The organism is Brevundimonas sp., assembly GCF_030656255.1.
Classification (GTDB): Bacteria; Pseudomonadota; Alphaproteobacteria; order Caulobacterales; family Caulobacteraceae; genus Brevundimonas.
In genome coordinates, this window is record NZ_JAUSOE010000026.1 from 40,034 (window position 1) to 66,860 (window position 26,827).

Below are 26,827 nucleotides of genomic sequence, written 5' to 3' on the forward strand. Positions count from 1 at the left end.
GGCATGGGCAACGTCGTCGATAAGGGACAGGGCAAAATGCCAATACGTCGCCGACATCGCTGGCCCAGGATCATATTCTACATCGTGATGGTTATCGCGCTGCTGGCTCAGTTTGCTCTGGAATCGTTCATCAGAGCTATGGGGCAATCCTGCAACGTCTTGGCGGTCATGAAGGACACCCCGTGGTTCGCAGGCACGTCGAGCATAATCCTCCTCTTGTTCACGATCTATTGGGGAACGGGCGTTGCGCTAACAGCAATAGGTTACGCCTGTGCTCTGCACATCATCAATGCAGGCTTGATCAACATTGTGGTTCACGGCTCTTGGGGGTGCATTCTCAGTGAAAACCCTAATTGGCTTGACGTCCATCCTACGCCGACAGGCTGGATAACGGTCACCATGGGCGTTCTGTGCCTGGGAATAGTCTGGTTTTTGTCCACGCTGGCTCAACGCCTTGAACGTAGGTGATCTGATGACCGTCGAACCCTTCCGCGCCATCACCATCAGCCGCCTGGCGCACCAGCTGAAAGCGGAAGGCCGCTCGATCATCCATATGGAGTTCGGCCAGCCCTCGACCGGCGCGCCCGCCGCGGCCATCGCCCGCGCGCATGAGGTGCTGGACGCCGACGCCATGGGTTATTGGGAAAGCCCCGATCTGCGCGCCCGGATCACTCGCCTGTATGACGACCGCTACGGCGTCACGGTCGATCCCGACCGCATCCTGCTGACCTGCGGCGCCTCCCCCGCCCTCGTCCTGGCGCTCAGCACCCGCTTCAGGCCGGGCGACCGCATCGCCCTGGCCCGCCCCGGCTATGTCGCCTATCGCAACACCCTGCGCGCCCTGCACCTGGAGCCGGTCGAGATCGCCTGCGGACCCGAAACCCGGTTTCAACTGACCGCCACCCAGCTCCAGGCGCTGGATCCGGCCCCCGCCGGCGTCATTATCGCCAGCCCCGCCAATCCGACCGGCACCGTCATCCCCGACGCCGAACTCGCCGCCATCGCCGAGGTCTGTCGCGCGCGCGACATCGCCATCGTCTCCGACGAGATCTACCACGGCCTGTCTTATGTCGGCCCGACCCCGTCGATGCTGCAGTTCGCGCCCGACGCCATGGTGATCAACAGCTTCTCCAAATACTGGAGCATGGCCGGCTGGCGACTGGGTTGGCTGCTGGTTCCCGAGGGCCTGATCGACGCCGCCCGCGCCTATATCGGCAATATGTTCCTGACCCCGCCCAGCCTCAGCCAGCATGCAGGCCGGGTGGCCATGGACGCGGTGGATGAGCTGGAAGCCCATATCGACACCTATCGACGCAATCGCCAGCTGATGCTGGACGCCCTACCCGCCCTGGGTCTGCAGAAGATCGCGCCGCCAGACGGCGCCTTCTACATCTGGGCCGACATCGGCCATCTGACCGACGACAGCGTGGCCTTCTGCGAAGATCTGTTGCGCGACACCGGGGTGGCCACGGCGCCCGGCGTCGATTTTGACCCCGTCGACGGCCACCGTTTCATTCGGTTCAGCTTCGCCGTCTCGACGCCCGAGATCGAAACAGCCCTGGCGCGGTTGATTCCCTGGTTCGCGAATCGCGCACACGGCACCATGCCGGAATAGGCGCGCCTCCGTAGGCAATCTTCCCTACAGGCGAGTTCACCCTCTGGAAGCCGTGACCCCGCTAAGGTCTGAACAGTGGCGTAGAAGACGGCATCGCGACGGGTTGTTCCCCCCCGACCTTCGCGGTGCCGTTCTTAAGTCAGACGGCTTCGCGCAGCAGGGCCGCCTTGTAGTCGTCCACCCACAGATTGCGGAACCGGCACGACCGTTCGGCATGATAGATGTGGGCCAGTTCGGCGTACGACCGGTCGAAATCCTCGTTCACGATCACATAGTCGAAGGCGTCGCAGTGTTCGATCTCACCCTTGGCGTTGGCCACGCGGCGTTCGATCACGTCATCGGCGTCCTGCGACCGCGTCACCAGCCGGCGGCGCAGCTCTTCCAGGCTGGGCGGCAGGATGAAGACACGCACGGCGTCCTCCGGGCATTTCTCGGCCACGTCGCGGGCGCCCTGCCAGTCGATGTCGAACAGCACGTCCCGTCCCTCGGCCAGGGCCCGGTCCACCGGCGCGCGCGGGCTGCCGTAGCGATTGCCGTGGACATCGGCCCATTCCAGGAAGGCGTCGGCGTCGATCAGTTTCTGGAACCGCGCGTGATCGACGAAATGATAGTCGCGACCATCGACCTCGCCCGGACGAATGTCCCGCGTCGTCATGGAGACCGACAGCTCCAGCCCGCCGTGGTCCGCCATCAACCGGCGGCACAGCGACGTCTTGCCCGCGCCCGAAGGGCTGGCGACGATCAGGAGGACGCCCCGGCGGGGCGTGCGTTCATTCGACATTCTGGACCTGTTCACGCAACTGTTCGATGACGGCCTTCAGTTCGAGGCCGATTCCGGTGAGCGCGGTCGTAGCCGATTTCGAGCAGAGCGTGTTGGCCTCACGCATGAATTCCTGCATCAGAAAGTCGAGTTTTCGCCCCGCGGGCACTGAGACCAGCAGCTGGCGGGCCGCGTCGATATGGGCCGCCAGACGATCAAGCTCCTCACGCACATCCGCCTTGGTCGCCAGGGCCGCCGCTTCGAGGAAGATTCGGTCTTCCAGGCCCAGCGCATCCGGGGCCAGTTCGGACATGCGGCGGCTGAACCGATCGCGGATGGCGACGACCTGTGCCGTGGCCTCGCTTTCTGCCTGGACCACCAGAGCCTCGATTCGGCGGATGAACTCTTCCAGCACCGGCGTCAGCTGCGCGCCTTCGCCCTCGCGCGAGGCCTTCAGAGCGTCCAGGGCCGCTTCGACCGTTCCGGCCATGGCGGCTTCCAGGACGGCGCGGGCTTCGGGGTCGTCCACCTCTTCCGGCGCCTCGATCACCCCACGCAGGGCCAGAAGGCCGTCAGCGGACGGCGGGGTCGCCCCGTCCTCGGCCAGCTCATTGGCGAGGGTCAGATAGCGGGCCAGGACCGCCGCATTGATGGTGACCGCAGCCTCGCCGGCCTCGGTTCTTTTGGCCTGGACGCCGATCGTGACCTGCCCGCGGGCCAGACGCGCCTGGGCCGCCGCCTTGGCGGCCCGTTCCAGACCATCAAAACCATTGGGGCCGCGGAACCGGACCTCCAGATTGCGGCCGTTGACCGAGCGGGCCTCAACCGACCAGGTCCAGCCCTCGCCCGCCCCATCCGCCCGGCCGAAGCCGGTCATGCCGGACAGGCGGGTCATTGCACGCCTCGCGTGGCGCCGGCGGGCAGGGTCAGGGTCGCCTGTCCGGGCGTCTGAGGCGTCGGCTCGGCCGGGTCCGCCATCGGGGCGGCGCTTGTTCCCGGCGCGACCGGGGCCGCCGCCTCGGGCGGCAATCCCGCCTTCTGACGCTCGATCTGACGCCAGCGGGCGACATTGCGCAGATGCTCTTCATAGGTGGCGGCGAAGGCGTGACCACCCGATCCGTCGGCGACGAAGAACAAGGCTTGTTCGGCGGGCGGGTTCAGCACGGCCTGCAGCGCCTCCTTGCCCGGATTGGCGATGGGCGTCGGCGGCAGGCCGTCGATCTGATAAGTGTTCCAAGGCGTCCGACGGTCCAGTTCCGACCGGCGGATGCCGCGCCCCAGGGGAAGACCCTGGGTAATGCCGTAGACGATGGTCGGATCGCTCTCCAGCCGCATCCCTTGACGCAGCCGATTGGAGAAGACGGCCGCCACACGCGGGCGTTCGGCCGCCAGACCGGTCTCCTTTTCGACGATGGAGGCCAGGATCACCGCCTCTTCGGGGTTTCGCACAACCGTTCCCGGTCCTCGCTGGGCCCACAGGAGACGAAGATTTTCGCTGGCGGCCCGCTGCATCCGGTCGATCACCGACTGGCGCGTATCGCCCCGCGCGATCTCATAGGTGTCAGGCCACAGGCTGCCTTCTTCCGGCAGGACCTCGACCGTGCCGGTCAGCACCGGCTCCTTACGCAGAATGTCCAGCGCCTGGGCCGACGACCAGCCCTCGGGCAGGGTCACGAAATGGCGCACGACCCGGCCGTCGACCAGCAGTTTCAACACGCCGCCAAGCGAGGTCCCGGACGGAACCTCATATTCCCCGGCGCGCAGCCTGCGGTCCGCGCCGGTGAAAGTCGCCGCCGCCTTGAACAGGTCGGTCGAGCGGATCACCCCCGCCGCCTTTAGCTGAGCGGCTATGGCCGAGACGCCAGACCCGCTGGCCAGGGTCACGACCGTGCGGTCTCCCTGACGGGCGCCGGGGCCGGGGCCGTAGTAGACGCCCCAGACTATGGCCAGGGCGGCGATCAGGAACAGGCTGAACGTCGCCGAGGCGGTCAGCAAGGTCACCGTCAGACCCGAACGCTTTTCCACCCGCCCCCGTCCGAACATGTCAGTCGACCTTCTTGAAGATCACCGAGGCGTTGGTGCCCCCGAAGCCGAAACTGTTGGACATGGCGACGTCGATCTTCATCGGCTTGGCCTTGTTCGGGACCAGGTCGATCGGCGTCTCCATCTCCGGATCGTCCAGATTGATCGTCGGCGGCGCCACCTGATCCCGGATCGCCAGGACGCAGAAGGCCGCTTCGATGGCCCCGGCGGCGCCCAACAGGTGGCCGGTCATCGACTTGGTCGAGCTGACGGCCAGGTTCTGAGCGTGATCCCCGACCAGACCCTCGATCCCCTTCAGCTCGATCCAGTCCGCCATGGTCGAGGTGCCGTGGGCGTTGACATAGTCGAGGTCCGACGGCTGCATGCCCGCCCGTTTCAGCGCCATCTTCATGGCCCGCACCCCGCCTTCGCCGTCCTCGGATGGGGCGGTGATATGGTGGGCGTCGCCGCTCATGCCGTAGCCCACGACCTCGGCGTAGATCTTGGCCCCCCGCGCCTTGGCGTGTTCGTATTCCTCCAGCACCAGGATCCCGGCGCCCTCGCCCATGATGAAGCCGGCGTGGCCACGGTCATAGGGACGAGACGCCTTGTCCGGCGTGTCGTTATAGGCGGTGCACAGGGCCTTGCAGGCCAGGAAGCCGGCGATGCCCAGCGGCACGACCGAGCTTTCCGCCCCGCCCGCCACCATCACATCGGCGTCGTCCAGGGCGATCATCCGGGCCGCATCGCCGATGGCGTGGGCGCCGGTGGCGCAGGCGGTGACGACCGCATGGTTTGGCCCCTTCAGGCCATGGCGGATCGAGATCTGACCGCCGGCCAGATTGATCAGGGCGCTGGGGATGAAGAAGGGGCTGACGCGGCGCACCCCCTGTTCCTTCAGCACGATGGCCGTCTCGGCGATGGCGCCCAGGCCGCCGATGCCGGAGCCGACCATGACGCCGGTCCGTTCCTTGTCTTCGTCGGTCTCGGGCTTCCAGTTCGCGTCGGCCAGGGCCTCGTCCGCCGCCGCGATGGCGTACAGGATGAAGTCGTCGACGCGCTTGCGGTCCTTGACCGACATGATCTTCTCAGGGTCGAAGTCGCCTTCGCCGCCGCCGCCGCGCCCATCGACGCTCGGCACTTCGCCGGCGATAGTGCAGCCATAGCCCGTGGTGTCGAAGGCGGTGATCGGGCGGATGCCCGACCGTCCCTCGACGATGCCCTTCCAGCTCTTCTCGACACCCCAACCCAGGGGGGTCAGCAGACCGATGCCCGTAACGACGACGCGGCGCATGGTGCGTGCTCCTAAAATTCTCCAGTCCGAACCCGGAGAATCACTTCGGATTCGCATGGGTCAGAAACAGTAAAGGCCGCCGGGCGACTCCGCTAGGAGCGCCGGGCGGCCCTGTGAACCGTCGGCCCTATCGGGCCGCCAGTCGGGGGCTGAAATCAGCCGGCCGACTTTTCGTCGATGAACTTGACCGCATCGCCGACCGTCTGGATGTGCTCGGCGGCGTCATCCGGGATCTCGATGTCGAATTCTTCTTCGAAGGCCATCACCAGCTCGACGTTGTCGAGCGAGTCGGCGCCCAGGTCGTCGATGAAGCTGGCCTTTTCCGTGACCTTGTCCGGATCGGCGTCCAGATGGTCGATGACGATCTTGCGAACGCGCTCGAGGGTGTCGGACATGAGTGTCTCTCTGCCTGTTTAAAATCGCCGTAGAGGCGGGGTAACTTCGAAATCGCCGTCTCACGGCAGCGAAGGCGACGCAAGCCCGAAAGCCCGAACCGCCGTTGCATCCAGCCCTTTAGCACAGGCTTTCGGGCAAGAAATAGTCTGTTGAATTTCGTGATCGCGATCAGATCATCGCCATGCCGCCGTTCACATGCAGGGTCTGGCCCGTCACATAGGCCGCTTCGTTCGACGACAGATAGACGGCGGCGGCCGCGATCTCGTCCCCCGTGCCCAGCCGACCAGCCGGAATCCGGCCCAGAATGGTCTCGCGCTGCTGCTCGTTCAGCACATCGGTCATCGGCGAGGCGATGAAGCCCGGCGCGATACAGTTGACGGTGATGCCGCGCGATCCGACCTCCTGCGCCAGCGACTTGGAGAAGCCGATCATCCCGGCCTTGGACGCCGAATAATTGGTCTGACCCGGATTGCCGGTCACGCCGACGACCGAGGTAACGCCGATGATTCGCCCCGAACGCCGCTTCATCATCCCCTTCACCGCCGCGCGAGTCAGGCGGAAATAGCTCTCCAGATTGATCTGGATGACCGACTGGAAGTCCTCGTCCTTCATCCGCATCAGCAGGCCGTCCTTGGTGATGCCCGCATTGGCCACCAGGATGTCCAGCGGCGCGCCCGCCGCCGCCTCTGCCGCCGCGACCAGATTGTCGACCGACTCGGGGTCCGACAGGTTCGCCGTCGCAAAATGCGCCCGCTCCCCCAGGTCCTTGGCCAGATCCGCCAGCACCGCCTCGCGCGTGCCCGACAGCACCACGGTCGCGCCCTGGGCGTGCAGCGCCCGCGCCACCGCCCCGCCGATCCCGCCCGTCGCGCCGGTCACCAGCGCGGTCTTGCCTGCAAGATTGAACATCATGTCCTCCGAAGCACCGCCCCATCAGGCCGATGTCTGTCCAACAATAGAAAAACGCCGCCAACGATCAAACCGATAGCGAAAGGTACGATATGTCCCGGCTTTACGCCCTCATGGCCGCTCACAAACAGGTCCAGCGCCACGCTGACCGCGACGCCCACGACCGCAGACCACCAGCCGACGCTCTTGCGGCCCAGCACCACCAGCGCTGTCGCACACAGCGTCAGATAGGCTTGGGACGCGCCAGACACATAGGCGTCAGGCTGCACCAGCGCCGACGCCAATTGCCCGAAAGCGCCGCCGATCAGACCTAATGCAAGAACAAGCGGCCAACTCAACCGCCGCGTTAACGCAGACCCGACCAAGCCGATGATGACGGCGTTGAGCACCATGTGCGGAAACTTGACGTGCAGCCATTGCGAGGCCAGCAGCTTCCACCCGTTTTCCAGCGTCAAGGTTCGGCCTTCGAACGTCCCATAGGCCGTCAGATCGATCGAATGCTGACGCATCCACAGCGGTTGCCCCAGATGAACGGCGACGGCGATCCAGACGAGGATGAGGCTCGCCGCCCAGACCCACAGGATCGCTTCGCCCCGGCTCATATGGTCAGGCTTGTGACTTCGCGAAGGCTTCCAGCTCTTCCGGCGTATTCAGCGGCAGACACTCGGCCTCCGGCGCGATCCGCTTGGCCATGCCGGTCAGCACCTTGCCTGAGCCGATCTCGACAAAGCGGGTGGCCCCACCTTCGGTCGCCATCCACTCCATGCTCTCGCGCCAGCGCACCCGGCCGGTCACCTGTTCCACCAGCAGACGGCGAATGACTTCCGGATCGCTCTCCGGCCGCGCCAGCACATTGGCCACCACGGGCACGGCCGGCGCCAGGATGGTCGCCGACGCCAGGGCCGCCGCCATCTCGTCCGCCGCCGGCTGCATCAGCGGGCAGTGGAAGGGCGCCGAGACGTTCAGCGGGATCGCCCGCGCGCCCAGTTCCTTGGCCTTCTCGATGGCCCGGTCCACGGCGGCCTTCTCGCCCGAGATGACGATATTGCCGTTGTTGTTGTCGTTGGCGACCACGCAGACGCCGATTTCCGAACCGGCCGCCGCCGCCGCTTCCGCCAGGGCCAGATCCGTCTTGGGGCCGATCAGCGAGGCCATCGCCCCCTGCCCCACCGGAACCGCCCGCTGCATGGCCTGGCCGCGCAGCTTCAGCAGCCGCGCCGTATCCGACAGCGAGATCGCCCCCGCCGCCGCCAGGGCCGAATATTCGCCCAGCGAGTGACCGGCGACATAGGCCGCCGTCGTGACATCGAACCCGAACTCGACCTTCAGCGCCCGCATCGCCGCCATGGACACCGCCATCAGGGCGGGCTGGGCGTTCTCGGTCAGGGTCAGCTGGTCCTCGGGGCCTTCGCGCATCAGAACCGACAGTTTCTGGCCCAGGGCCTCGTCCACCTCGGCGAAGACCTCGCGGGCGGAGGCGAAGGCGTCGGCCAGTTGCGCGCCCATGCCGACGGCCTGGCTGCCCTGCCCCGGAAACAGAAGTGCGAGGGTCATCGACCGCTCCCTGAATCATTGATCAAGAGCGCGGACCCCTAAGGCCTGACTTCCCTCAGGGCAAGCGGCGGCGCATGCGTCGCCTCAGCCTGCGCGTCGCGCCGAGACCTTGATCTGGACACCGATCATCTTCGACACCCAGTCGCCGGTGGCGTCGGACTCCAGTCCGAGGTTCAGCGCCGTCCGATCCAGTTCCAGCCGTCCCTCCACGGTGGCGACGCCGGCGCTCTCGCGGTAGGTGAAGGGCAGGACCACAGCCAGGCTCGTCGCTTTGATCCGCAGCCGGCCGGTCGCCTGATAGCGATTTCCGCCCAGGGCGCGGAAGCCGGTCGTTTCGAACCGGGCGGTCGGATACTGGCCGGTATCAAACCATTCGACGCCCTTCAGAGACCCTTCCTGCGTCGCGTCGCCGGTCCGGGCCGAGGCCGTCTGCACCGTGATCACCGCCTTGGACCCGGCCAAGTCCTCCGGATCGAACCGGATCTGGCCCTCCCACTGTTCGAATCGGCCCTTGAAGGCCGCACCCGACTGGGTTCCGGCGAAGGCAATGCTGGAGGCGGCGGGGTCGATGGTCCAAGCGCCGGCTTTTACAGGCTGAGGCGTCGCATCCGCCGCGACCGGCTCAGGCTCGGGCGCAGGCCCGGGCGCAGGGCCAGCCTCGGATTCCGCTTCCGGCGCAGGCGTCGAGGCTGGAACGGACGCTTCCGGCCGGATCGCCTCCAGCTCAGGTCTGGCGTAGGGCCGCGCCGCCACGGCGCCGGCCATGGCCACGACCGCGATCAGGGCCACGCCGACGCCCCGCTCGACCCAGGGCGAAGACGGCGCGGAAACCGCAGCCTCGTGCCCCGCTTTCAGAAATGGAACCATGTGCGCCAGCACTCCGTCGCGATCGACGAACTGGTGCTTCAGCGCCGCCCCGACGTGCAGGGCGATCAGGACGACCGCGCCCCAGGCCATCGCCGCATGCGCCCCCACGGCCTGGAAGGCCAGGGTCCGCTTCACGCTCGCCGCCAGTTCGCCCACGCCCGGCAGGTGCGGGATCGGGAACAGGCCGAACCAGCTGGTCGCCACCTCCAGCGCCCGATCCTGCGCCACGGCCCAGCCGGCCGAGACATACAGCCACCCCGTCAGCGGCAGGGCCAGCATCAGGGCGTAGAAGGCCACATGGGTCGTATTGGCGGCGAAGGCCTCCCACCGCTTCATCCCGCCCGGCAGGGCCGGCGGCCGATGCGTCAGCCGCCAGACGATCCGCACCACGGTCAGGGCCAGGATCAGGAAACCGATCGACTTGTGGATCTGGAACACCCGATAGGCCAGGGCCTGGCTTTCGGGCTGTTCGATGGCGGCGGTCATCCACAATCCCATCGGGATCATCGACAGGATGCAGACGGCGATCCCCCAGTGCAGGGCGATGGCGACGGCGGAATAGCGACGGGCGGCCATCGAGGCTCTCCGGATCAGTGATGCAACCAGCCCCCGCCGCCTTGCTTGTTCGGCGCGCGGGGGAAACGAGACGCCCCTCTACACCCGCCACGCTTCATTTCGCAACACTAACTGTATCATTTGAACGGCTCGACGCATGAGCCTTTGCGCCGGACTAATGAGAACAAATGTTCTTGCTATGTTCCATTTTCTGATCCACCTTCCCTTTCATGCAAACCGCCAAGGGAAGAGGCGCGCGTTCGAATGCCACAGGCCGTTACGAGCCCGAGCAGCATGAATCGTTCGACGACGGCTGGACGAACGACGACGCCGAGGCCGCGCCGCTGCGCACCACCCTCACGCCCGAACACGCCCGCACCATCATCGCCCGGAACGACAGTCCGGACATCGGCTTCGACCGCTCCATCAACCCGTACAAAGGTTGCGAACATGGCTGGCATTGCTATACGGTTCTACATTGGGCACAGCTTGGCCCATGAACGCGCCAGTCAACTGCATTTTGTATATTCGCTTCAGCACGAAGCGGCAGGAAACCGGGGCGTCCCGAGAACGCCAGCTTGAGGATTGCCACGCCTATGCGGCCCGGCAGGGCTGGAATGTCACCCGACTGGTTGAAGACCTCGGGCGGTCAGCTTGGTCAGGCGACCACCTGAACTCGGGGAACCTCGGAACACTGGCCAACGAGGTCCGCGCCGGGGAGATTCCGGCTGGCACGATCATCCTGACCGAAAAGCTGGATCGCTTGAGCCGGATGGAAAGCCGGATCACCCGCAGGTGGATGGAAGACATGACCGACGCCGGGGTGCTGTTCGCCACCGTGTCGCCGGGCAAGCTGTATGACCGCGACACCTTCGGTGGATCGAGGCTGACGGACTTCCTCGAAATCCTGTTGGGGGCCAAGGCCGCACACGACTATTCGGAGAACCTGTCTGACAAGGTGACGGACGGTTGGGAAAAGAAAATCAGCCGGGAGAAATACGACCTGATCACCCGTAAGGTGCCGGGCTGGATCACGGTCACCAAAGAAGGCCAACGGGTCTGCAATCACCACGCCGCGTCGGTGGTGAAGATTTACCAGTTGGCCGCCGATGGCCTCGGTGTGCGGATGATCGCCAAGCGACTGAATGACGACAAGGTGCCGACGTGGGGTCGAACCTCGACATGGGATCAGTCGAACGTCCGCTTTATCCTGACCTCCCCTGCTGCTGAAGGCGACTACCTGTCAGGCGGGGCCAACCCCGGCCGGGTGAAGAACGCCGGGGTCTTCCATCCCGGCTATTATGAACGGGCCGTGCCCGCCGATCTGGTCGCCAAGGCGCGGGAGAAGATGGCCGGGCGCAAGCTGACCGGCGGTCGGGAATCAGGCAAGGCCGTCAACCTGTTCTCGGGCCTGATCCTCTGCGATCACTGCGGCTCTCGCATGTATCTGCGGACCCTGCCCAACAAGAGCCGGGTCTACCAGTGTTCAGATGCCAACCAGCGTCGGGGGTGCTCCCACAACGAGACGTTCCGGTATGACGCCTTCGAAGCCGCCGCGCTCGATGTGGTCCTGACCCGCGCCCTCGATGACCGGCACTTCAAACGTCCTGACGACAGCCTGTCGCTGGTCCATCAGGTGGCCGCACAGAAGAAGGCCATAGCCGATGCCGAAACGCTCGCCGGGTCCGCCTACGCCATCTATCTGAAGCACCCCGACAACCCGATGGCCGAAGCCCGGTTCGAAGAGTTGAGCGCGGCCCTGAAGACGGCGAAGGCCAGCCTTGGACCTCTTGAGGAAGCCTTGGCCAAGGCCCGTGGTTGGGTCAGTCCGGCCGAACATGCCCGGCGCGTGATGGAAATCCGCGACGCCATCGCCAGCCCGGACAAGGTGACGCGCGAGGCGGCCCGTCTGAAGGTCATGGACGCCCTTAAGGGGGTCGTGGCTGAAGTCCGGTGCAACGCCGTGGACACGCAGCGAGGCGAGCCTGAACGGACGTTCTCGTTGACGCTGGTCGGCGGGATGATCGGGGCCAAGTTCGACAACGCGGGCAACGTCATCGCCGAATACGATCTGACGGAAAACCTGACGACGGTCACCCTGCCCGATGGCACTGCGGTCGATATGGCTGCGCCGATCCGGGCCGGGATGCTCGGGGGCGATCCGAAGCTTGAAGCGACCTTGGATGCGGTCCTGCGCCGTCAGGAAGCCGCTGCGTCTTCCTCTTCCTTGACCGGGGCCAAGGCATAACCCCCGGTCTTGGTCTTGACCTGCATGAACCGGCGGAAGGCGTAGTTCCCAATTCCGAGGGACATGCCGGATAGAGCCACCACCATGTCGGCGTTGCCGGGGGTCAGGATAGCCACGACCGTCAGGGGCAACATCAGCCACATGTAGACCTTCGACAGGGACAGCATGGGGGCGCAGTCCTTCACCGGCGGTTCCAGCACGTTCAGGAACCAGAGGACGGCGAGGATCGCGGACCAGATCGCTGCAAGGACGCGCCGGATCATGCGCCCACCTGAAGCATTCCCGCCACCTTCGAAGGTCGGAAGCGGTTCATGATGTGGCCGTTGTAGAAGGCGCGAGAGCCGTCAGGAAGCCGGGCATAGAGGACGTTCCGGGCGAACATCTCCCGCGTCTCTTCGTAGTTCATCAACGGCCGGGTCTTGCAGAGCGTCAGGATTTCCCGGCGGAAGTTGTCCGGGCCGAGCGCGGCCACGTCCTTCTTCAATTCGGTGCATGATCCGAAGTAGCGGCGCCACAGATCGAGGCGGACCTTGCCGTGCTTCTTTTCCTTCAGAACCTTTTGGCCGACGTAGGCGCGGCCCGTGGTCAGGTTCGTGATCAGGTATGTGAAGCCAGCGAACTTCGTCAGTTCGGCTTCGTCTACGTCGGGCGGGATGATCCAGTCTGTCATCCGATATTTAGCGGAATGCAAAGGGAGGCCGGGGTTCGCCCCGGCCTCCCCACACAACACAATCGGAGAATACCGGGAACCAATGACCCCTCCCGGCACAACTATTTAGTCAGTTTGGGCAATCGGTGGGCGGCTTCGACCACCCCGGCCTTCCACGTCTCGACCCTATGGTTGATGTGCGCCGCGCCGATCCAGATGATGGCGATGCACGCGATGACGATGGCGGTCCAGCCAGCCAGCTTCGAATAGATCGGGCTGGCTGCGATTGCGTCTATGAAAGGGATCATTTCGGCAGCATCGCGACGACGGGCGCCTGAACTTGCTGGACCTGCGCCGCCCGTTCGGTCTTGGCCGTGTTGCTGTTGGAGTTGAAGACCAGCGCGGTGACGCCGCCGCCGAACGCGACCAGCACCAGCAGACACGCGCCGATGATGAAGGTGCGAATCTCCTTGAATGATTCGTTCGGGGCCTTCGTCGCCATGTCCCGTTCAAGGTTGGTCAGACGATGGTTGGTCATGGCCTCATCAGCCTTGGTGTTCACCACCTGCATAATGTTGTTTTTCGAGTGGGCGACCTCGGTGGCGATCTTGTCCGCCATCTTGTCCCCGAGTTCATCGAACTTCCCGGTCAGTTTCTCGACAGCGGTCGTCATGCCCTTCACCTCGGTTTCAAGGCTGGCAATACGCTCGCCAATTCTGTTGTCTGAAGCCGTCGTCATCAGACGCTCTGCATCGTGACAACGAAGCTTTCGAGGCCATTTCCCCGGCTACCGCCGGTGTAGCCACCGCCGGTCGAACCACCCGCCGTCACCGGCGCAGTCGTGTTGTAGGTGGTATTGATCGCGGCCGGGGTTCCCCCAACTGCGCCTTGGCTCGGGAAGGTGATTTCAACGAAGCCGTTGGCCCCTTGCCCACCGAACCAATATCCACCGCCGTCATAGCGATCTTTGCAGCCGCCACCGCCGCCGCCCGATCCATGGCCGACCCCGGCCTTCCCAGCCGATGCGCCGGTCACGCGGTCACCACCACCACCAGCAAGGCCACCGGCGCCGCCGAAGCTTCCCTGTGTCGGACCCGGCGCCCCACCGCCCCCAAAGGTCGATGCGCGGTCGTTAGTCCCACCGGGGCCAAGCTGACCCGTCAGGCCGCTCGGAAGACCACCAGTGCCGCCTTGTGATACTTGGGCCGCCTGATTGGTGTTCCTCGACGTGATGCCGCCTTCGCCGCCGGTGGCGGTGAAGATCACGGCGCCGTTCTGCGTGACAGTCGTCTGGCCTCCCAATGATCCGTCGCGGACTGGAAGGTTGTTGCTTGGTTTGCCGTTGACGGTCGGGGTAGCAGCACCAATGCCACCTGCCCCAATGGTGAAGACGAACTTGTCGCCCGGCTTGCAGGGGACTTCGATGTAGCGGCCAAAGCCACCCGATCCGCCGCCGCCGCCGCCGCCGCCATTGCCGTATTCGGTTCCTGCCCCGCCACCGCCGCCACCGGCGACGATCCAGTTGAACATCACGGAATTCACACCGCTCGGGGCAGTCCATGACGTTGTGCGGTCGAAGCCAAGGGTTTGGGCGTCGGGGATCGCATCACCCGGCATCGGCCAAGCCTGAAGCGTGATCGGAAGGCCGAGGGTAAGGCTGGCGCGGTTCGGACCTGCCCACGGACGCCCTGCGGCATCACAGGCGGCTTTCACCTTGTCATACATGCTGGTCCAGTCGGCGTCGTCGATCACGGCGCCGGGCGTCACCATCGAAATGTTGGTGCCGAGAAGCGAGTTGTATGAGGTCGCCAAGGCGTTCCGGTCTGCTGCGGAAATGACGGCCATTAGATTCGAGCCTTCACCACGGCCATGACCAGCGACACGCCTTCGGAAGCCTTGTCTTCAAGAGCGCGGCCGAACACGTCGGTCGAAACAGCATCCTTCGCGGCATAGGCAACTCCGGGGATCGAAGACATCACCAGCAGATCAAATTTCTCGACGGGGCCGAGAACCTTGACCGGGACACGGCCTTGCCATGCGACCGCCGGGTGGGATTTGTCGTCGCCAGCTTCGGCGTTTGCCAGATAGGCCGGTGCCGTCGAGACGACGCCGAAGACCGAGCCAGACCAACCGGCTTTACAGATTTCCTTGTCACCACCGAAGGACACCACGTCGCCCGGTTCAAGGTCTTCAGATGCTTCGAAGCGTTCGGCGAAGTCGGCGTAGGCCGCAGAGGTCGCACGACCGTTGAAGACGTTGGCGTTCACATTGCCGCCCGCGTCGCGCACGACCACGGTGTCAGCCGCCGTGGCGACCGAGGCGTTCTTGTTGTCGAGTTTCGCAGCGTTTGCGGCTTGAGTAGCGGAGCCAGCCGTGGTGGCCGAACCCGCCGTGTTGGCGGTGTTAGCGTTCTGGGCATTCTGTGCGTTCACCGCGTGGGTTGCGTTGTCCGCGTTCTGGGCAGTCTGTGCATTGACGGCGTTCTGGGCATTCGTCGCGTTGTTCGCGGTGTCCGCTGTGCCAGCCGAAGTCGCCTTGCCGATGAACGACGTGGCGACCAGTGCGCCCGCGCCGTTGCGCTTTGCGATGGTGTTGGGATCAGCAGCAACCGATACGCCAGCACCCGACAGGATCGCATCGACGTAAGCCTTGGTGGCGATGCCGTCCGCAGTCGTAGGCGTCGGAGCCTTGGGCGTGCCGACGAACGTGGGGCTGTCGATCTTGGCGAACAGGTCCGTCAGCTTCGAGGTCCACGGAGCGTCCGGGTGCGAAGTGATGTGAGCCGCCGTGACGGTCGTCTGACCGAAGGCAACGGTGATCACCCACAGCGGCACATAGCCCGCGCTGACCGCCGGGACAGCTTCGGAGCCGGTCGCTGCTTCGGTGCCGCGCTTCGCCTGAAGGGCAACCGTCTCGCGACGCACGGTCGGTTGAGCCGTGCCCGAGTTGGCTGGGCCAGCATACGGCTGCGCCGGGTTGGCGGCGTTGCGGTAGGGCAGAACCTTGTTGTCGGTGTCCTGCTGATCAAATGCAGCTTGAACCAGATACTTCACCGAACGACCGGCGGTCGTGGGGGCGACGACCGGGAAAGTCGTGGTGCTGTCGATGGACCCGACCTTGACGGTCTGGTTGTTGTCGGCGGCCAGAGAGCCATAGGACGTGGCGTCGATGCTCTGAAGCACGGTGACCATGCCGGGACCGATACGGAAGTTCAGCGAAAGAGGCGAAGCGGGCGTGGCGTCCAGACCAGCGGCGACGCTGTTGGTGCCCCAGATGCCCCGAGCCAGATGCCCGATGGCACGGACCATGTTGCGGTTCGTGATAAGGATATCGGCGTCTTGGGGGATCGCCCCCGTGTAAACAATTGTGCGGTCCATTAGCTGTCCTGTCGTTTCTTATATTTATCGGGCGGTGCTTATGTGCCGCTCTTGATCTCGGTCCACGCGGTCACCCCGGCCGGGACCGTGCGGGCGATGGACTGATAGATTTCGGTGTCGGTGACCTCGCCTTCGATGTTGTCGAGGGAGGCGTATTCGATGTTCCCCGCGCCATAGGCGCCATCGTCGGAGCCGTATCCGGCCACGTCGGGGATGCCCTGCCCCAAGGGGCGGGTGACGGTCATGAAGAACTCATAGGGTTGGTTCAGCGAGCCGTATGCGCCCGCCTCGCCATAGGCCATGTCGTAGCCGTAGCTCCCCGTGTCGGAGACGTTGCCCGGCTCGAAAATGACGGGGGCGACGCCGGTCAGATCGGTGATCATGTTGATCATCGCTTGGCGGGTCGCGCGGGGACGGAGCCGTTCGGCCGCGATGCGGCTACGATAGCTGTCGTCGCCCTCCCCTTTGCGTCGGCGGAACATGCCTTTGCCGAAAAAGTCTTCGGCGATCAGGTCAAGGTTCATCTCGGTGGCGGTGGCCAACCGGTTCTGCTGCGCGACGTAGAGAAGTTGGTCGAAGTCGAACGCGGGCGCCGTCGCCAGCGCGTCCAACACGGCGTTGATGACCTGTCCGTCTTCATCGAACCAGCCCGTGGGAAGCTGGTGGTGAAGCATCAGGTCTTTGAAGAAATCACGATCCCCGACAGCCATCAGGACACCGCGATGCTACCGGCATGCACCGATTGGTTGGGTTCGCCGCCGAGGTTTTCCGTGTGTCCGTTCAGCAGCAGCGTATCGACGCTCTGGACGCCCTCAACCGTGTCTTGGGCGACGTGGGCCAGTCGATAGAACGACAGGGGTTCGCCGACACCGAGGGTATTGATGTGGTCTTGGATCGCAGCGGCGACCGCGCCGATCAGCGATGCCTTCGAGTAGCCGGGCTTGGCCTTGATCGTCACCGAGACGTTGGCCGTGACGACCTTCGCCGGAAGGAGGAAGAACGGCATGCTGATCGGAGCCGCAGCCTGAACGGCTGTATGGATCGCAGACATCAGGGCATCGGGCGGTGATCCTGTGCCATCGTCCACGAAGATGACGAACGACCCTCGGGCGACGTTGCCCGCTGCATCGACGTTCTGGACGATCTTGAAGGTCAGGCCCTGTTGGACCGAAGCCACGGCGTATTCGACCGCGCCGGTCGTCGCCTGTGATCGGGTATTGATGTAGTTCGTGAAGCGCGCACGGAAGGCTTCGTCGGCTTCGCCGTCAGCCCCGTTCTGGAAACCAGCAGCGTTGGCCACGGCGTCGATGCCGGGGATGGCCGAAGAGATCATGGTGATGGTGCCAGCCCGGACATTACCCGAGGCTCCCGGCGTGGACGCAGCGACAGGGACGGTCACCGAGGCGACGCCACCGGCGATGGTGTAGCCGTTCAGGCCAGTGTCCCAACGCGGGTTCGCCGTGTCCTTGACGACGGTGAAGGACACCGTGCCGTCTACCGTCTTCACGATGGCACCGAGCGGAACCAGAGCGGTCCCGGTCGTGCTGAAGCGGCTGAAGGTGACGGCGCCCGAGGCCGGGACAGCACCGAGGCGCGTCAGGCCGAAATCGCCGAAATAGGAATCGAGGTCTTCACCCCGGCTGGTCGCGGCGCGGGTCTGGCGCAGCACGGCCAAGGTCAGGAACTGTTGCCACTCGCTGTTGAAGGCTGCGGCCTCAAGCAAGGCGCGGAACGAAGAGCCGGGCGACAGGTCGGTCAAATCAGGGCACGACTGCTGTGCGATGGCCGCAGCCGCGTTGACGATCTGATCGTGGTTTCGAAGTTCAAGAGCCATCAGCGGTCCCCCATTGGAATTATGGTGCGGGACGTGACGCCTTGGGCATCCCGATATTCGACCGTGGCCGTGGTCGTGCCGTTCGGTTGAGCGGAGACGGTGACCCTCGGTGCGACGGACTGGTCCACGGTGGCTTCCATCCGCATCTGCTTCAGGAAGGCCGCACGGATGCGGTCAGCGGAGGCGGTGGAACCCACGAAGGCGGGTGCGCCGCCGCCATACTCGGGGGTCCATTGGTCATCGCCGGGATTGGTCATCAACCGGCGGATGACGCGCTGCTGACCGTGTTCGGTGCCGCTCGTAAGCAGCAGCCCGCCGGTCGCCGAAACGGTCAAGTCTTGCCCGTGGATGTGAGAGAGGTCAGCCATGCCAGTATTTATCGGCGGGGCTGATAAGCCGGTTCAGGTCGCGGGGGGCGTCGGAAGCACCGGCATCGGCGTCGGAGGCGGTGCGTTCAGGACGTAATTTAACTGCGTGGCCCGGTTCAATGCGGAGACCGACGCTTGGTCGATCTGGAAAAGCAGACCGTTAAGGCGGCCAATGTCTTCCGAGGCGATGGAGCGAGCGGCGATAGGCGCAAGCAAAGCCCGAGCGTCTTCAGCCAAATCGGATAGAGCGGCGGTCGCTTCGTTCAGAACATCCAGTTCGTAGAGGTTCTTCAGGCGTTCAGCAGCGGCGATCTGATCCACGACGGCTTGCGCCTCTTCGAGAGTTTGCGGGTAGGTTTCAGGGGAAGTTGTCATGGGAATATTTAGGCTGGTGGTGTCGGCCAGATGACATCGGTCGGACAGGCGAACGTCGCCGTCAGATCGCGCAACGCTTGACGGTAATCGCCCCATTCGTCCCGCTGCGCTTCGGTCAGTGGTGAGCGCGGAAACTCTGTCCAGTCAGAGGCCATCAGTAGTCGCCAGCGTTCAGCCCTGATCGCATTCCCATGCTGACAGTCAGGCGACCACGACGGCGCGGGAGCCGCTGCCTGATCGGCTGCGATGGCTTCGGCCCGGTCGATTGCCGAGAAGCAAATGATGCAACGCCAGTCGCCAACCAGTTCGTCGTAGTCGCTGGCGTCAAAGAGTTCGGAGGCCGAACGGAGGCGCCCACACGCACAAGCGAGCAGCCCCTCGGGCACTTCGGTTTCGGACGCCAGACAGTCGGCTTCGAGCGAATAGCGGGCGTAGGTGTAGAGCGTCGTCATACCAATATTTAGGAGCGAGGACGGATTGTGACGCTGGACACTTGGCCGTTCGGCGTGGCCGAGCGGAGGCCCCCACCGGACCCTTGAGTTTGCCAATCCACGGCGAGGCTTCCGACATAAGATTCAGCATAGGTCTTATACGTCACCGCAACGCCAATATGAGAGATATTGGTCCCGGTCGGAACTGATTGCGACACGTCGAAGTATTGGTCAGAATAGCCGGTCCCAGACATATACAACGGCTCAATGTAGATCGTATCGAGTTCGACCCACGCGCCGCCATTCCATCCGAAAACGGTGATGTAGGTTGATCCATTCAGAGTCTCGGATGGATCGTCGTAAATGTATTCAGGCTGGTTCGGCGGCGTGTTGAACCGGTTCCGGTAGATGCGATTGTAGCCGTTGACGCGGACGTTGTAGCCGCCCGTCGTGGAGCGACCGCCGTATTGGTCGATAAACATGTGATGGCTGGTCGGGCCGTTGGCGTTCGCACCGAGCCAGCCGGTCCCGAGGTTCGCTGGTGTGGCTGGCGTCGAGATTTTCAGACGGGCGATGAAGCCAGTCGGCGACAGGTTTTCGGCATACAGGCTGTAGGTCTCGCCCGCGTTGAGCGGAGCGAGGTTGTTTCCGGCGAAAGCCAGCGTCGGGTTGTTCCCGAGGTCAAAGCCAAAGCTGACGTTCTGGCCATCGGTGACGTTCAGATCGAGAGGTTGAACAGCAACCTTCCACGGAACACCCGAGCCAAGCGTGATCGACGTGCCAACAGCCAGACGGTCCACGAAGGCCGACTTCATACGGACGCCGCCGTTTCGGATTTCGAAAGGCGCGATCCCGGTGTTTTGGTCAGGTGACCAAACTCGCAGGACACCAGCTTGGAAGTCGATGGCCGAGACCGGCGTGTCAGTGCCGTCAGAAGCATGGATTTTCATGCCCGCGATTTGCGTGCCAGCTTGGACCGTCAGGCCAGCCGTAGCCGAAATCCTACCGTTGAGAGTGGCGGTCGCGCTCTCGGTCTGCGTGACACGGGCAGTCGTCTGAACGTCAGAGGCTTCTGACGTGTATTGCGTGGCCGGAAGGCCGCCCATTTCCACTTTGACCCGGCGGACACCCAGCGCGTTGATGCCGGTCCCGCCGAAGACAGCACGGGCTTGCGCCTTGACTGCGTTTGAGGGCGCCAGCGTCGCGATGGCGTGTTCTTGGAGACGAGATGGCGCGTTGCTGAAATCGTGCTGGCTATAAATCGGCTTTTCGGGACCATCACCGCAGACGTTGCCCGCACTGTCGAAGAAGATGAGGTCCAGATACGCGACATGCCCCGACGACGCGAAAAGGATCGTGTCGCCGCTGATGGTGTAATAGTTGCTCCCGAACACGTCGAACTTCGGGAAGTTGACAACATGCGTCTGATCGCCCGGATTGTAGGCGATGGCATGCGGCCCCCACCCATTATTCGCGACGAACAGACCAGCCGGTCCAGTGATACCGGTTAGGCCGTTTTCGAAGCTACCATTCGGGCAAAGGTTGTTCCGGGTCTGAAGTGTCGCCTGAAGATCGTTGACGCGGGTCGCGGTCGCGAATGTCCCGTTAGATGTGACACTTTCGACCTCGCCGATCCGAGCGTTCGTGTCGAAAGCCGTAGCTTCGTTCGACCAGTTGGTGGCGACAGACCCATAGTTAGCTTTGACGCGCGTGAAGTGGACTTGGGTCGCCGTGCCCTTGCCGATAACCACGCGGAAGTGCGTCGTTCCTGCGGGAGCGACGTTGTTTTCCGATTTGGCGCGGACGCCCCATGTCGTAGGGATTGCGACGTGCCCGGCTTGTGCGTAGCCGGGGAGCCATTGGATTGAGGCGTTGCCGTCGCCGCCGCCACGGTCGCCCTCGAAGGATAGGCTGACCGCATCGCCGGAATTGATCGGGTAGAAATCCGACGCGATGTAGCCAACCGCGCCCTTGATCCACCCAATCGTTCCAAGGGTGGCGTGATAGTAAGTTCCGATGTCGCTGGCCGGTCCCGCGCCGTCACGTTCCCATTTAGTCAGGCCGTTCGTAAAGTCGCTGTTCTTGATCAGGTTCGGAAGCGAGCGTGTAGCCGCTTCCATGGTGTTCAGGCGCAGCCCCGAGGCGTTGTCGCCATCGACCGTGGCCTGACGCATTTCAGCCAGCAGCGCAGACACGGACGGCTTACCGTTCCGAGCGTTCGTGATTTCGGCCTTCAGCGTGTTGTATTCGGTGGCATCGACTTTCAGGTTCAGCCCGTCCGTAACGGTCTGGCGCATGCTGGTAAGCTGCGAGCCAAGAGAGCCAGAGCCATTTCGGGCGCCTTCCACTTCGGTCTTGATCGAGTTGAAGGACGACGCTGCGGCGTAGTTCGCGGGCAAGTTGAGGATCACCGTGTCGGTGTTGTCCATCCGAGCCTTCAGGGTGGTCCCGACCGAGGCCACACCCACCTGAATCTCCGCTGCGGTGGCGATGCGGATTTTGGCTTCGTGGAAGACAATCGACTTCGCCGCGACTGACCCAAATCCAGACCAACCGCCCATTGCGTAGATGTTGAACTGTCGAACCGTCACTGGTGCATTGAAGAGCAAGCTGTAGCGGTAGGTGCGACCGACAGAGCCGCTGCCCTGAACGGCGCCGGTGCTGTCAGGCTGTTCGGCGAAACGAAGCTGTGCGTTCGACTGTTCGACGCCATTGCTATCGAAGCATTGGATCAGGACGCCAGAGCCGGGGAAAGAACCGGCCTCAAGAGTGACCGTGGATTCGACGACGTGCCAGCCGGGGCTTCCCGACGTGACGTTTTGAGAGATGCCGCGATCTTGACCAGCAGCCAGATTAAAGCGGAGGCCAAACGATGAGACGAGGCCGTTGGCCAGAGAGTTGAGACTGCCCGAAGACCAGTCGTTCCAGTTGGCCGGAATTTGGCCGGTGACGACGCCACGGGAGAAGTCCGCGTTCCGGTTCAGGGCATTTGTAGCAGTCGCCTCAAGACGGTCGGTGCGAACTGCATCAGTCTTGCCAGCCAGACCATCGGTCGTAGTTTGGCGCATTGATGTGAGTTGCGCCCCGAGGGAGCCAGAGCCGTTGCGCGCCCCTTCAACTTCAGACCTGATCGAGTTGAAGGTTGATGCCGCCGCATAGTTTGCGGGCAGATTGACGATGACGTTTTCGGTCGTGCTGATCCGGGCGTTCGTCTCGAAGACGGTGCCCTCGTCGGACCAGTTTGTCGCATAATTCCCGTAGTTGACCTTGACCCGAGCCATGTGGACTTGGGTCGTCGCGCCTCGATAGAAAACGATGCGATAGCCGGTCGTGCCCGGCGGGGCGTAGATGCCTTCAAGTTTCGAACGGAAGCCCCACGATCCCGCAAAAGGGACGGATTGGGAGTTGGCGAACGACGGCAGCCACTGGATTTGGGCATAGGCCGTGCCGCCGCCGCCATCGCTCTCGAAAGACAGCGAGAGCGGGTCGCCAGCGTTGATGTTGTAGTTGGCCGTGTAGACGTATTCGGCGCCCATAAAATAGGCGATGGAACCGAGAGTCGGGTGCAGATAGCGAGTGAAGGTGCCCGGCTGATCCTTGCCCCAATCCGACACTTCCCCAGATGCAGTGAGGCGAGAGAAATCACCGTTTTTGAGCAGGTTGGGGAGCGACCGTGCTGCGACTTCGAGGCTATCCACGCGAGTCGCCGCAGCCTTGCCAGCCAGACCATCGGTCGTGGCTTGGCGCATGGACGACAGTTCGGCCGTCAGGTTCGACTTGCCATTGCGGGCGTCCACCAACTCTGTGCGGAGTGTGTTGACCTCGATGGCCGTCGCCTTCAGTGCGAGGCCGTCACTGGTTGCCGTCCGCATGCTGGTCAGCAGGGCGTTCAGGTTCGCAGCCCCGTTTCGGGCACCTTCGACCTCTGCCTTGATCTGACCGAACTCCGACGCTGACGCCTTCAGCGCGAGGCCATCAGACGTGGCGGTTCGCATGCTTGTCAGTTGGGCGGTCAGGGTGGGCGAGCCGTTTCGAGCGTCGCTGATCTCGGTGCGAAGGGTGTTCACCTCGGTCGCGGTCGCCTTCAGGGCGAGGCCATCAGACGTGGCGGTTCGCATCGCCAGCAGTTGGGCAGAGAGGTTGGGCGAGCCGTTCCTCGCCCCTTCAACCTCTGCCTTCAGAAGGTTCAGATCGGAGGCCGAAGCCTTCAGGTTCAGGCCGTCAGACGTGGCCGTCCGCATGCTCTGAAGCTGGGCACCGAGAGTGCCCGAGCCGTTCCGTGCGCCTTCGACTTCCGTTTTGATCGCCGTGAACTGTGAGGCCGCTGCATAGTTGTTCGGGAGGTCTGCAAGCACCTGATCGTGGGTCAGGATTTTGGCGGTCGCCGCCGGGACGCGCGGGTCTTCGTATGGGGTCCACGACGTGCCGTTGAACTGGCTGACGACGTTGTTGTTGGCCGTGTTGATCCAGAGGGCGCCGGTGATCGCGCCGGTTGGAGCCGTGGTCTGAACGTAGGTCGGCGGACGTGCATCAACGACAGCGACCCACGCGCTCCCGCTCCAACGGAACATCTTGTTGTTCTGATCGGTGCGGTAGAGGACATCTCCCACGACCAGCGTGCCAACCGGGACGTTCGTCGGGTTCGTAGTCTGTGCGTAGGTCTTGTTCTTTGCCCGAGCTTCGGCGGTCAGTGCGTTGACGGAATCGACGGTCGCCTTGCTGCTGGCCAGATCGCTGATGGCTGATGTGTGCTGAAGGCTCTTCGCCAACAGACCCGTGTCAGGTGTGTTCAGAGCGGCTTCAACGACATCGAGGTCTTGGGCGACGGCCAGTGTCGCGCTGGCTGCGGTCTGTTGCGCCGACGTGATGCGGGCATTGGTCGTGACTGCGTTGGCCGTGAATTCCGACCGGGTTTGGTCGATGCGGGTGGATAGGGCTTTGTCAGCAGTGGCGGTCGCGTTGGCCAAGCTGATGACGCTGGCCGAAACATCCCCGACGCCGGTTTCGATGGCGGCTTCGACAAGATCGAGACGTTGCGAGGTGACCTGACTATTGGTCGCGACCGTGGTTTTCAGGGTGGCGACTTCACCGCGAAGGCCGTTGGTTTCGTCACCGAGGACGACCTGAATGGCGTCGATCTGCGTGGCCTGATCGCCTTGGGCGTCAGCAATCTCGATCACGCGGGCGCCGAGCGTCCCGTAGAGCGGGTCGTATTCGCCGATGATTTCGCGGAAGCCTTCGACGGCCTCCGACAAGCGTTGGTCGCTCTCGATGTAGAAGCGTTCGGCGTCGGCCAGCTTCGTCTCTGCAAGGGCCATACGGTCGGCCAGCATGACTTCGGCTTCTGCAATTAGGGCTTCGGCTCTTGCCCGTGCGTCCTCAATCGCAGCCGCGATGTCGTCGGGAATCGTGGCTTCGCCGGTGCCGTCAGAGACTTCGAAGCCATCTTCGGTCAGGGTGCCCGAGCCGGGCACGACAGCGATCCATTCCGAACCGGTCCACAAATTCAGGGAACGGTCGCGCTGGTCGAACCAGAACTGGCCCTGAAGCGGGTTGACCGGCGGAAGATCGTTGGCGAAATTCTCGACGCTATGAACCCAATTCTGGTTCATCGCCTCGATCCAGTCTTCAGCCCCCTCCCCGATCAGAGTCAGAGGGCTGGCTTGGGTGTCGATTGCGCCAAGACCGAGGACGGCGACCAGGTCACCGTTGGTTTTCGAAATAGAAGTCGCCATCCAGTATTTAGGATGACGGCCCTATTGCTGGTCAGTCGGGCTTGTTCGTCTTCAGCGTGATCTTCGCGCCAGCCCCACCCGTTGGGTGTTGGTGGTCGTTGTAGTTCTTACGCAGTTCGGACAACTTGCCTTCGTGGTCGATGATCTGCTGTTTCGAACGAACGTCGCCGTCTACGGTCGCTTTTCCCTCGCAGGTCAGGTCGCCGGTGATATGCAGATCGCCTTCAAGGTTGATCTTGTCGGCCTTCATCAGCACAGAGCCATCGGCGTTCATGCGGACGAACTGGCCACGCGGACCCACCCACAGACCTTCGCCCGACTTCAGTTCGGCTTCGTCGCCCCTGATGCTGTCGGCCTTCTGCGGCGGACGGGCGGATTGGGAATGGATGAAGCCCGTGATGACCATCGAGCCGCTGTCGCCCTCTTGGGGCACGACAAGGCACTGATCGCCAACGGTGGGCGCCACGCGCATGGCGCCGGAACCCACGGCCACGGTGCTGATCGGGAGCCAGCCGGTCAGGATGCCATCCGGCTCGATCATCACCTTCGCGAGGAAGGTCTTGGGATCATAGCTGGCGATGGTGCCCGCGCGTGGCTGGCCCTGCGTCTGCTGCTGCTGTGCGACGCGGCCGAGGACGGAGTTTGTAAGTTGGTTGCTCATTGCGGGGATGCCTCCCCGTTGGGTTCAGGCGTGTTTTTGGCGCGGACCTGCATGGTCCACCCGCCGGTCGCATCCATCCCAAGATCGACGCTATCGACGTAATACAGTTCGTCTTGGGCGCGCTCGACGCCTTGGATCGTCACCTTCTGGCGAGGGTCCAGACCGAGGGTGCCGGGCAGCTCGAATTCGATGGTCCACTGCTGACGGCTGATCTGTTCATGCAGCTTGTTGGCGCGGACCTGCGCTTCAGCCTGTGTCAGGTTGGGGAAGGTGTAGTGGTATTCAGTGACTTCATCACCGGAGCCGCCGCCCGAGGTCGCGTTGCGGCCACGCGCGGGCTTCTTGCTCTCGGTCTTGGCCTCATACCGCTTGCCGTGGCCCGAGTTCCACGAACGGACGATGACCTTGATGTCCTTGGCCAGCGCGAGGTTGCGGGTCAGGCTGAAGTTCTTGACGTTCGACTGTGCGGCGACGGTCATCTGGCCCGAGCGTTCGGGTTCGGCCAGCGTGATGACGAAAGCCTCTGACCGGTCTTCCGACAGCGGTTTGAAATAGAGCGTGTCGCCCGATACCCAAGCGTCGAAACCCTCTTGCCGGGCAAGGTAGGTGATCGTGTCCCATTCGGTCTGGGCACGGCTGAACTCGCCGTTGTTCACCGACACATGGTCGCGCTCGTAGTAGGTGCCAGCGCGGGTCGTGGTCGCGGTCACGTCGGCGGTCAGGCCGTGGCGGGCGGCCAGCGTGGTGACGATTTCCGAGGCGGTCTTGTTGTGGAAGGCTTCGCGGGTCTTGGCGTCGATCATCAGGGCGGTTTTGTCCCGCCCCTTCAGCGACAGCATGCCGCCTCCCCACGTCATGTCGATATCATCGACCTTGCCCTTGAGGACGGTGCGCCAAGCAATCTCGCCCTCTTCCGGCTCCCGGCCCATCTGGACTTCGACATCGACCTTATCTTGGGCGAGCCACCACGACGGCCCTTTGGCTCCGACGAACCAAAGGGCGAAAGTCATGTCGAAGGTATCGGCATGGAAGTAGTTGTTTTTGCGAACATTGGCGGCCTTCAGGCCGGGCAGTTCTTCGCCGTTGATCAGAACGCGAGCGCGCGGGCGACGGAGGGCTGGCCCCCGCCCCTGCACAACGATTGAATCAAGCTGACTTGTGGTTCCATCCATCCAAT

The 26,827-nt window shown here is 63.7% G+C and carries 27 protein-coding genes; 4 read left to right on the top strand and 23 right to left on the bottom strand.

Going from position 1 to position 26,827, the window contains the following annotated elements; translation table 11 throughout:
• Nucleotides 1-3 precede the first annotated feature (3 nt).
• Entirely contained in the window at nt 4-468 is a 465-nt protein-coding gene (locus Q7J26_RS02375) for a hypothetical protein (protein ID WP_304934913.1), read from the top strand.
• 4 nt (nt 469-472) lie between these two features.
• Nucleotides 473-1,615, top strand: a complete 1,143-nt coding sequence (locus Q7J26_RS02380) for a pyridoxal phosphate-dependent aminotransferase (RefSeq protein ID WP_304934914.1) — start codon at nt 473-475, stop codon at nt 1,613-1,615.
• Between the two features lie 139 nt (nt 1,616-1,754).
• On the opposite strand, the gene gmk is transcribed toward Q7J26_RS02380, so the two are convergent.
• The 9 genes from gmk to Q7J26_RS02425 all read right to left on the bottom strand — a co-directional run bounded on the left by gmk (nt 1,755) and on the right by Q7J26_RS02425 (nt 9,993).
• Complete coding sequence (gene gmk, locus Q7J26_RS02385) at nt 1,755-2,396, bottom strand: guanylate kinase (protein WP_304934915.1); 642 nt, start codon at nt 2,394-2,396, stop codon at nt 1,755-1,757.
• Entirely contained in the window at nt 2,386-3,270 is an 885-nt protein-coding gene (locus Q7J26_RS02390) for a YicC/YloC family endoribonuclease (RefSeq protein ID WP_304934916.1), read from the bottom strand. Before Q7J26_RS02390 ends, gmk begins: the two co-directional genes overlap by 11 nt.
• On the bottom strand, nt 3,267-4,418 hold the full coding sequence (mltG, locus tag Q7J26_RS02395) for an endolytic transglycosylase MltG (protein ID WP_304934917.1): 1,152 nt from the start codon (nt 4,416-4,418) through the stop codon (nt 3,267-3,269). The genes Q7J26_RS02390 and mltG overlap by 4 nt, the downstream gene beginning before the upstream one ends.
• A gap of 1 nt (nt 4,419) precedes the next feature.
• Entirely contained in the window at nt 4,420-5,691 is a 1,272-nt protein-coding gene (gene fabF / locus Q7J26_RS02400) for a beta-ketoacyl-ACP synthase II (protein WP_304934918.1), read from the bottom strand.
• Between the two features lie 155 nt (nt 5,692-5,846).
• Nucleotides 5,847-6,086, bottom strand: a complete 240-nt coding sequence (locus Q7J26_RS02405; RefSeq protein ID WP_008264317.1) for an acyl carrier protein — start codon at nt 6,084-6,086, stop codon at nt 5,847-5,849.
• A gap of 169 nt (nt 6,087-6,255) precedes the next feature.
• Nucleotides 6,256-6,996, bottom strand: coding sequence for a 3-oxoacyl-[acyl-carrier-protein] reductase (gene fabG, locus Q7J26_RS02410; protein WP_304934976.1), 741 nt, complete (start codon nt 6,994-6,996; stop codon nt 6,256-6,258).
• Nucleotides 6,996-7,598: a rhomboid family intramembrane serine protease gene (locus Q7J26_RS02415; RefSeq protein ID WP_304934919.1), complete on the bottom strand. Its 603-nt coding sequence runs from the start codon at nt 7,596-7,598 to the stop codon at nt 6,996-6,998. Before Q7J26_RS02415 ends, fabG begins: the two co-directional genes overlap by 1 nt.
• A gap of 4 nt (nt 7,599-7,602) precedes the next feature.
• Complete coding sequence (fabD, locus tag Q7J26_RS02420; protein ID WP_304934920.1) at nt 7,603-8,550, bottom strand: ACP S-malonyltransferase; 948 nt, start codon at nt 8,548-8,550, stop codon at nt 7,603-7,605.
• A gap of 84 nt (nt 8,551-8,634) precedes the next feature.
• Nucleotides 8,635-9,993 carry a cytochrome b/b6 domain-containing protein gene (locus Q7J26_RS02425; RefSeq protein ID WP_304934921.1) on the bottom strand — a complete coding sequence of 453 codons (1,359 nt, stop codon included), beginning with the start codon at nt 9,991-9,993 and terminating at the stop codon, nt 8,635-8,637.
• 209 nt (nt 9,994-10,202) lie between these two features.
• On the opposite strand from Q7J26_RS02425, the gene Q7J26_RS02430 reads away from it, so the two are divergent.
• Nucleotides 10,203-10,472 carry a hypothetical protein gene (locus Q7J26_RS02430; RefSeq protein ID WP_370651896.1) on the top strand — a complete coding sequence of 90 codons (270 nt, stop codon included), beginning with the start codon at nt 10,203-10,205 and terminating at the stop codon, nt 10,470-10,472.
• Nucleotides 10,469-12,220, top strand: coding sequence for a recombinase family protein (locus tag Q7J26_RS02435; protein ID WP_304934922.1), 1,752 nt, complete (start codon nt 10,469-10,471; stop codon nt 12,218-12,220). Before Q7J26_RS02430 ends, Q7J26_RS02435 begins: the two co-directional genes overlap by 4 nt.
• On the opposite strand, the gene Q7J26_RS02440 is transcribed toward Q7J26_RS02435, so the two are convergent.
• The 14 genes from Q7J26_RS02440 to Q7J26_RS02505 form a co-directional block, all read right to left on the bottom strand.
• Nucleotides 12,172-12,483 (bottom strand): hypothetical protein, encoded by a 312-nt coding sequence (locus tag Q7J26_RS02440; protein WP_304934923.1) that lies wholly within the window; start codon nt 12,481-12,483, stop codon nt 12,172-12,174. The two genes, Q7J26_RS02435 and Q7J26_RS02440, sit on opposite strands and share 49 nt — an antisense overlap.
• The gene (locus Q7J26_RS02445) at nt 12,480-12,890 is read right to left on the bottom strand and encodes a hypothetical protein (protein WP_304934924.1); all 411 of its coding nucleotides are present in this window, start codon (nt 12,888-12,890) and stop codon (nt 12,480-12,482) included. The genes Q7J26_RS02440 and Q7J26_RS02445 overlap by 4 nt, the downstream gene beginning before the upstream one ends.
• A gap of 101 nt (nt 12,891-12,991) precedes the next feature.
• Entirely contained in the window at nt 12,992-13,177 is a 186-nt protein-coding gene (locus Q7J26_RS02450) for a hypothetical protein (protein ID WP_304934925.1), read from the bottom strand.
• Complete coding sequence (locus tag Q7J26_RS02455) at nt 13,174-13,608, bottom strand: hypothetical protein (RefSeq protein ID WP_304934926.1); 435 nt, start codon at nt 13,606-13,608, stop codon at nt 13,174-13,176. Before Q7J26_RS02455 ends, Q7J26_RS02450 begins: the two co-directional genes overlap by 4 nt.
• Nucleotides 13,608-14,714: a hypothetical protein gene (locus tag Q7J26_RS02460; protein ID WP_304934927.1), complete on the bottom strand. Its 1,107-nt coding sequence runs from the start codon at nt 14,712-14,714 to the stop codon at nt 13,608-13,610. The genes Q7J26_RS02455 and Q7J26_RS02460 overlap by 1 nt, the downstream gene beginning before the upstream one ends.
• Entirely contained in the window at nt 14,714-16,246 is a 1,533-nt protein-coding gene (locus Q7J26_RS02465) for a hypothetical protein (protein WP_304934928.1), read from the bottom strand. Before Q7J26_RS02465 ends, Q7J26_RS02460 begins: the two co-directional genes overlap by 1 nt.
• Nucleotides 16,247-16,284: 38 nt before the next feature.
• Nucleotides 16,285-16,956 (bottom strand): hypothetical protein, encoded by a 672-nt coding sequence (locus Q7J26_RS02470; RefSeq protein ID WP_304934929.1) that lies wholly within the window; start codon nt 16,954-16,956, stop codon nt 16,285-16,287.
• Entirely contained in the window at nt 16,956-18,005 is a 1,050-nt protein-coding gene (locus Q7J26_RS02475) for a baseplate J/gp47 family protein (RefSeq protein ID WP_304934930.1), read from the bottom strand. Before Q7J26_RS02475 ends, Q7J26_RS02470 begins: the two co-directional genes overlap by 1 nt.
• Nucleotides 18,006-18,079: 74 nt before the next feature.
• Nucleotides 18,080-18,448, bottom strand: coding sequence for a hypothetical protein (locus tag Q7J26_RS02480; protein ID WP_304934931.1), 369 nt, complete (start codon nt 18,446-18,448; stop codon nt 18,080-18,082).
• 33 nt (nt 18,449-18,481) lie between these two features.
• Nucleotides 18,482-18,769, bottom strand: coding sequence for a hypothetical protein (locus tag Q7J26_RS02485; RefSeq protein WP_304934932.1), 288 nt, complete (start codon nt 18,767-18,769; stop codon nt 18,482-18,484).
• 62 nt (nt 18,770-18,831) lie between these two features.
• Nucleotides 18,832-19,275, bottom strand: a complete 444-nt coding sequence (locus tag Q7J26_RS02490) for a tail fiber assembly protein (RefSeq protein ID WP_304934933.1) — start codon at nt 19,273-19,275, stop codon at nt 18,832-18,834.
• 8 nt (nt 19,276-19,283) lie between these two features.
• The gene (locus Q7J26_RS02495) at nt 19,284-24,989 is read right to left on the bottom strand and encodes a DUF1983 domain-containing protein (protein ID WP_304934934.1); all 5,706 of its coding nucleotides are present in this window, start codon (nt 24,987-24,989) and stop codon (nt 19,284-19,286) included.
• A gap of 31 nt (nt 24,990-25,020) precedes the next feature.
• Nucleotides 25,021-25,650 (bottom strand): hypothetical protein, encoded by a 630-nt coding sequence (locus tag Q7J26_RS02500; protein ID WP_304934935.1) that lies wholly within the window; start codon nt 25,648-25,650, stop codon nt 25,021-25,023.
• On the bottom strand, nt 25,647-26,822 hold the full coding sequence (locus Q7J26_RS02505) for a phage late control D family protein (RefSeq protein WP_304934936.1): 1,176 nt from the start codon (nt 26,820-26,822) through the stop codon (nt 25,647-25,649). The genes Q7J26_RS02500 and Q7J26_RS02505 overlap by 4 nt, the downstream gene beginning before the upstream one ends.
• Nucleotides 26,823-26,827 lie beyond the last annotated feature (5 nt).

Bases quoted from the DNA above. Each gene is read 5' to 3' on its own strand.
- Q7J26_RS02375 (WP_304934913.1), top strand. From the start codon at position 4: ATGGGCAACGTCGTCGATAAGGGACAGGGCAAAATGCCAATACGTCGC.
- Q7J26_RS02380 (WP_304934914.1), top strand. From the start codon at position 473: ATGACCGTCGAACCCTTCCGCGCCATCACCATCAGCCGCCTGGCGCAC.
- gmk (WP_304934915.1), bottom strand. From the start codon at position 2,396: ATGTCGAATGAACGCACGCCCCGCCGGGGCGTCCTCCTGATCGTCGCC.
- Q7J26_RS02390 (WP_304934916.1), bottom strand. From the start codon at position 3,270: ATGACCCGCCTGTCCGGCATGACCGGCTTCGGCCGGGCGGATGGGGCG.
- mltG (WP_304934917.1), bottom strand. From the start codon at position 4,418: ATGTTCGGACGGGGGCGGGTGGAAAAGCGTTCGGGTCTGACGGTGACC.
- fabF (WP_304934918.1), bottom strand. From the start codon at position 5,691: ATGCGCCGCGTCGTCGTTACGGGCATCGGTCTGCTGACCCCCCTGGGT.
- Q7J26_RS02405 (WP_008264317.1), bottom strand. From the start codon at position 6,086: ATGTCCGACACCCTCGAGCGCGTTCGCAAGATCGTCATCGACCATCTG.
- fabG (WP_304934976.1), bottom strand. From the start codon at position 6,996: ATGTTCAATCTTGCAGGCAAGACCGCGCTGGTGACCGGCGCGACGGGC.
- Q7J26_RS02415 (WP_304934919.1), bottom strand. From the start codon at position 7,598: ATGAGCCGGGGCGAAGCGATCCTGTGGGTCTGGGCGGCGAGCCTCATC.
- fabD (WP_304934920.1), bottom strand. From the start codon at position 8,550: ATGACCCTCGCACTTCTGTTTCCGGGGCAGGGCAGCCAGGCCGTCGGC.
- Q7J26_RS02425 (WP_304934921.1), bottom strand. From the start codon at position 9,993: ATGGCCGCCCGTCGCTATTCCGCCGTCGCCATCGCCCTGCACTGGGGG.
- Q7J26_RS02430 (WP_370651896.1), top strand. From the start codon at position 10,203: ATGCAAACCGCCAAGGGAAGAGGCGCGCGTTCGAATGCCACAGGCCGT.
- Q7J26_RS02435 (WP_304934922.1), top strand. From the start codon at position 10,469: ATGAACGCGCCAGTCAACTGCATTTTGTATATTCGCTTCAGCACGAAG.
- Q7J26_RS02440 (WP_304934923.1), bottom strand. From the start codon at position 12,483: ATGATCCGGCGCGTCCTTGCAGCGATCTGGTCCGCGATCCTCGCCGTC.
- Q7J26_RS02445 (WP_304934924.1), bottom strand. From the start codon at position 12,890: ATGACAGACTGGATCATCCCGCCCGACGTAGACGAAGCCGAACTGACG.
- Q7J26_RS02450 (WP_304934925.1), bottom strand. From the start codon at position 13,177: ATGATCCCTTTCATAGACGCAATCGCAGCCAGCCCGATCTATTCGAAG.
- Q7J26_RS02455 (WP_304934926.1), bottom strand. From the start codon at position 13,608: ATGACGACGGCTTCAGACAACAGAATTGGCGAGCGTATTGCCAGCCTT.
- Q7J26_RS02460 (WP_304934927.1), bottom strand. From the start codon at position 14,714: ATGGCCGTCATTTCCGCAGCAGACCGGAACGCCTTGGCGACCTCATAC.
- Q7J26_RS02465 (WP_304934928.1), bottom strand. From the start codon at position 16,246: ATGGACCGCACAATTGTTTACACGGGGGCGATCCCCCAAGACGCCGAT.
- Q7J26_RS02470 (WP_304934929.1), bottom strand. From the start codon at position 16,956: ATGGCTGTCGGGGATCGTGATTTCTTCAAAGACCTGATGCTTCACCAC.
- Q7J26_RS02480 (WP_304934931.1), bottom strand. From the start codon at position 18,448: ATGGCTGACCTCTCTCACATCCACGGGCAAGACTTGACCGTTTCGGCG.
- Q7J26_RS02490 (WP_304934933.1), bottom strand. From the start codon at position 19,275: ATGACGACGCTCTACACCTACGCCCGCTATTCGCTCGAAGCCGACTGT.
- Q7J26_RS02495 (WP_304934934.1), bottom strand. From the start codon at position 24,989: ATGGCGACTTCTATTTCGAAAACCAACGGTGACCTGGTCGCCGTCCTC.
- Q7J26_RS02500 (WP_304934935.1), bottom strand. From the start codon at position 25,650: ATGAGCAACCAACTTACAAACTCCGTCCTCGGCCGCGTCGCACAGCAG.
- Q7J26_RS02505 (WP_304934936.1), bottom strand. From the start codon at position 26,822: ATGGATGGAACCACAAGTCAGCTTGATTCAATCGTTGTGCAGGGGCGG.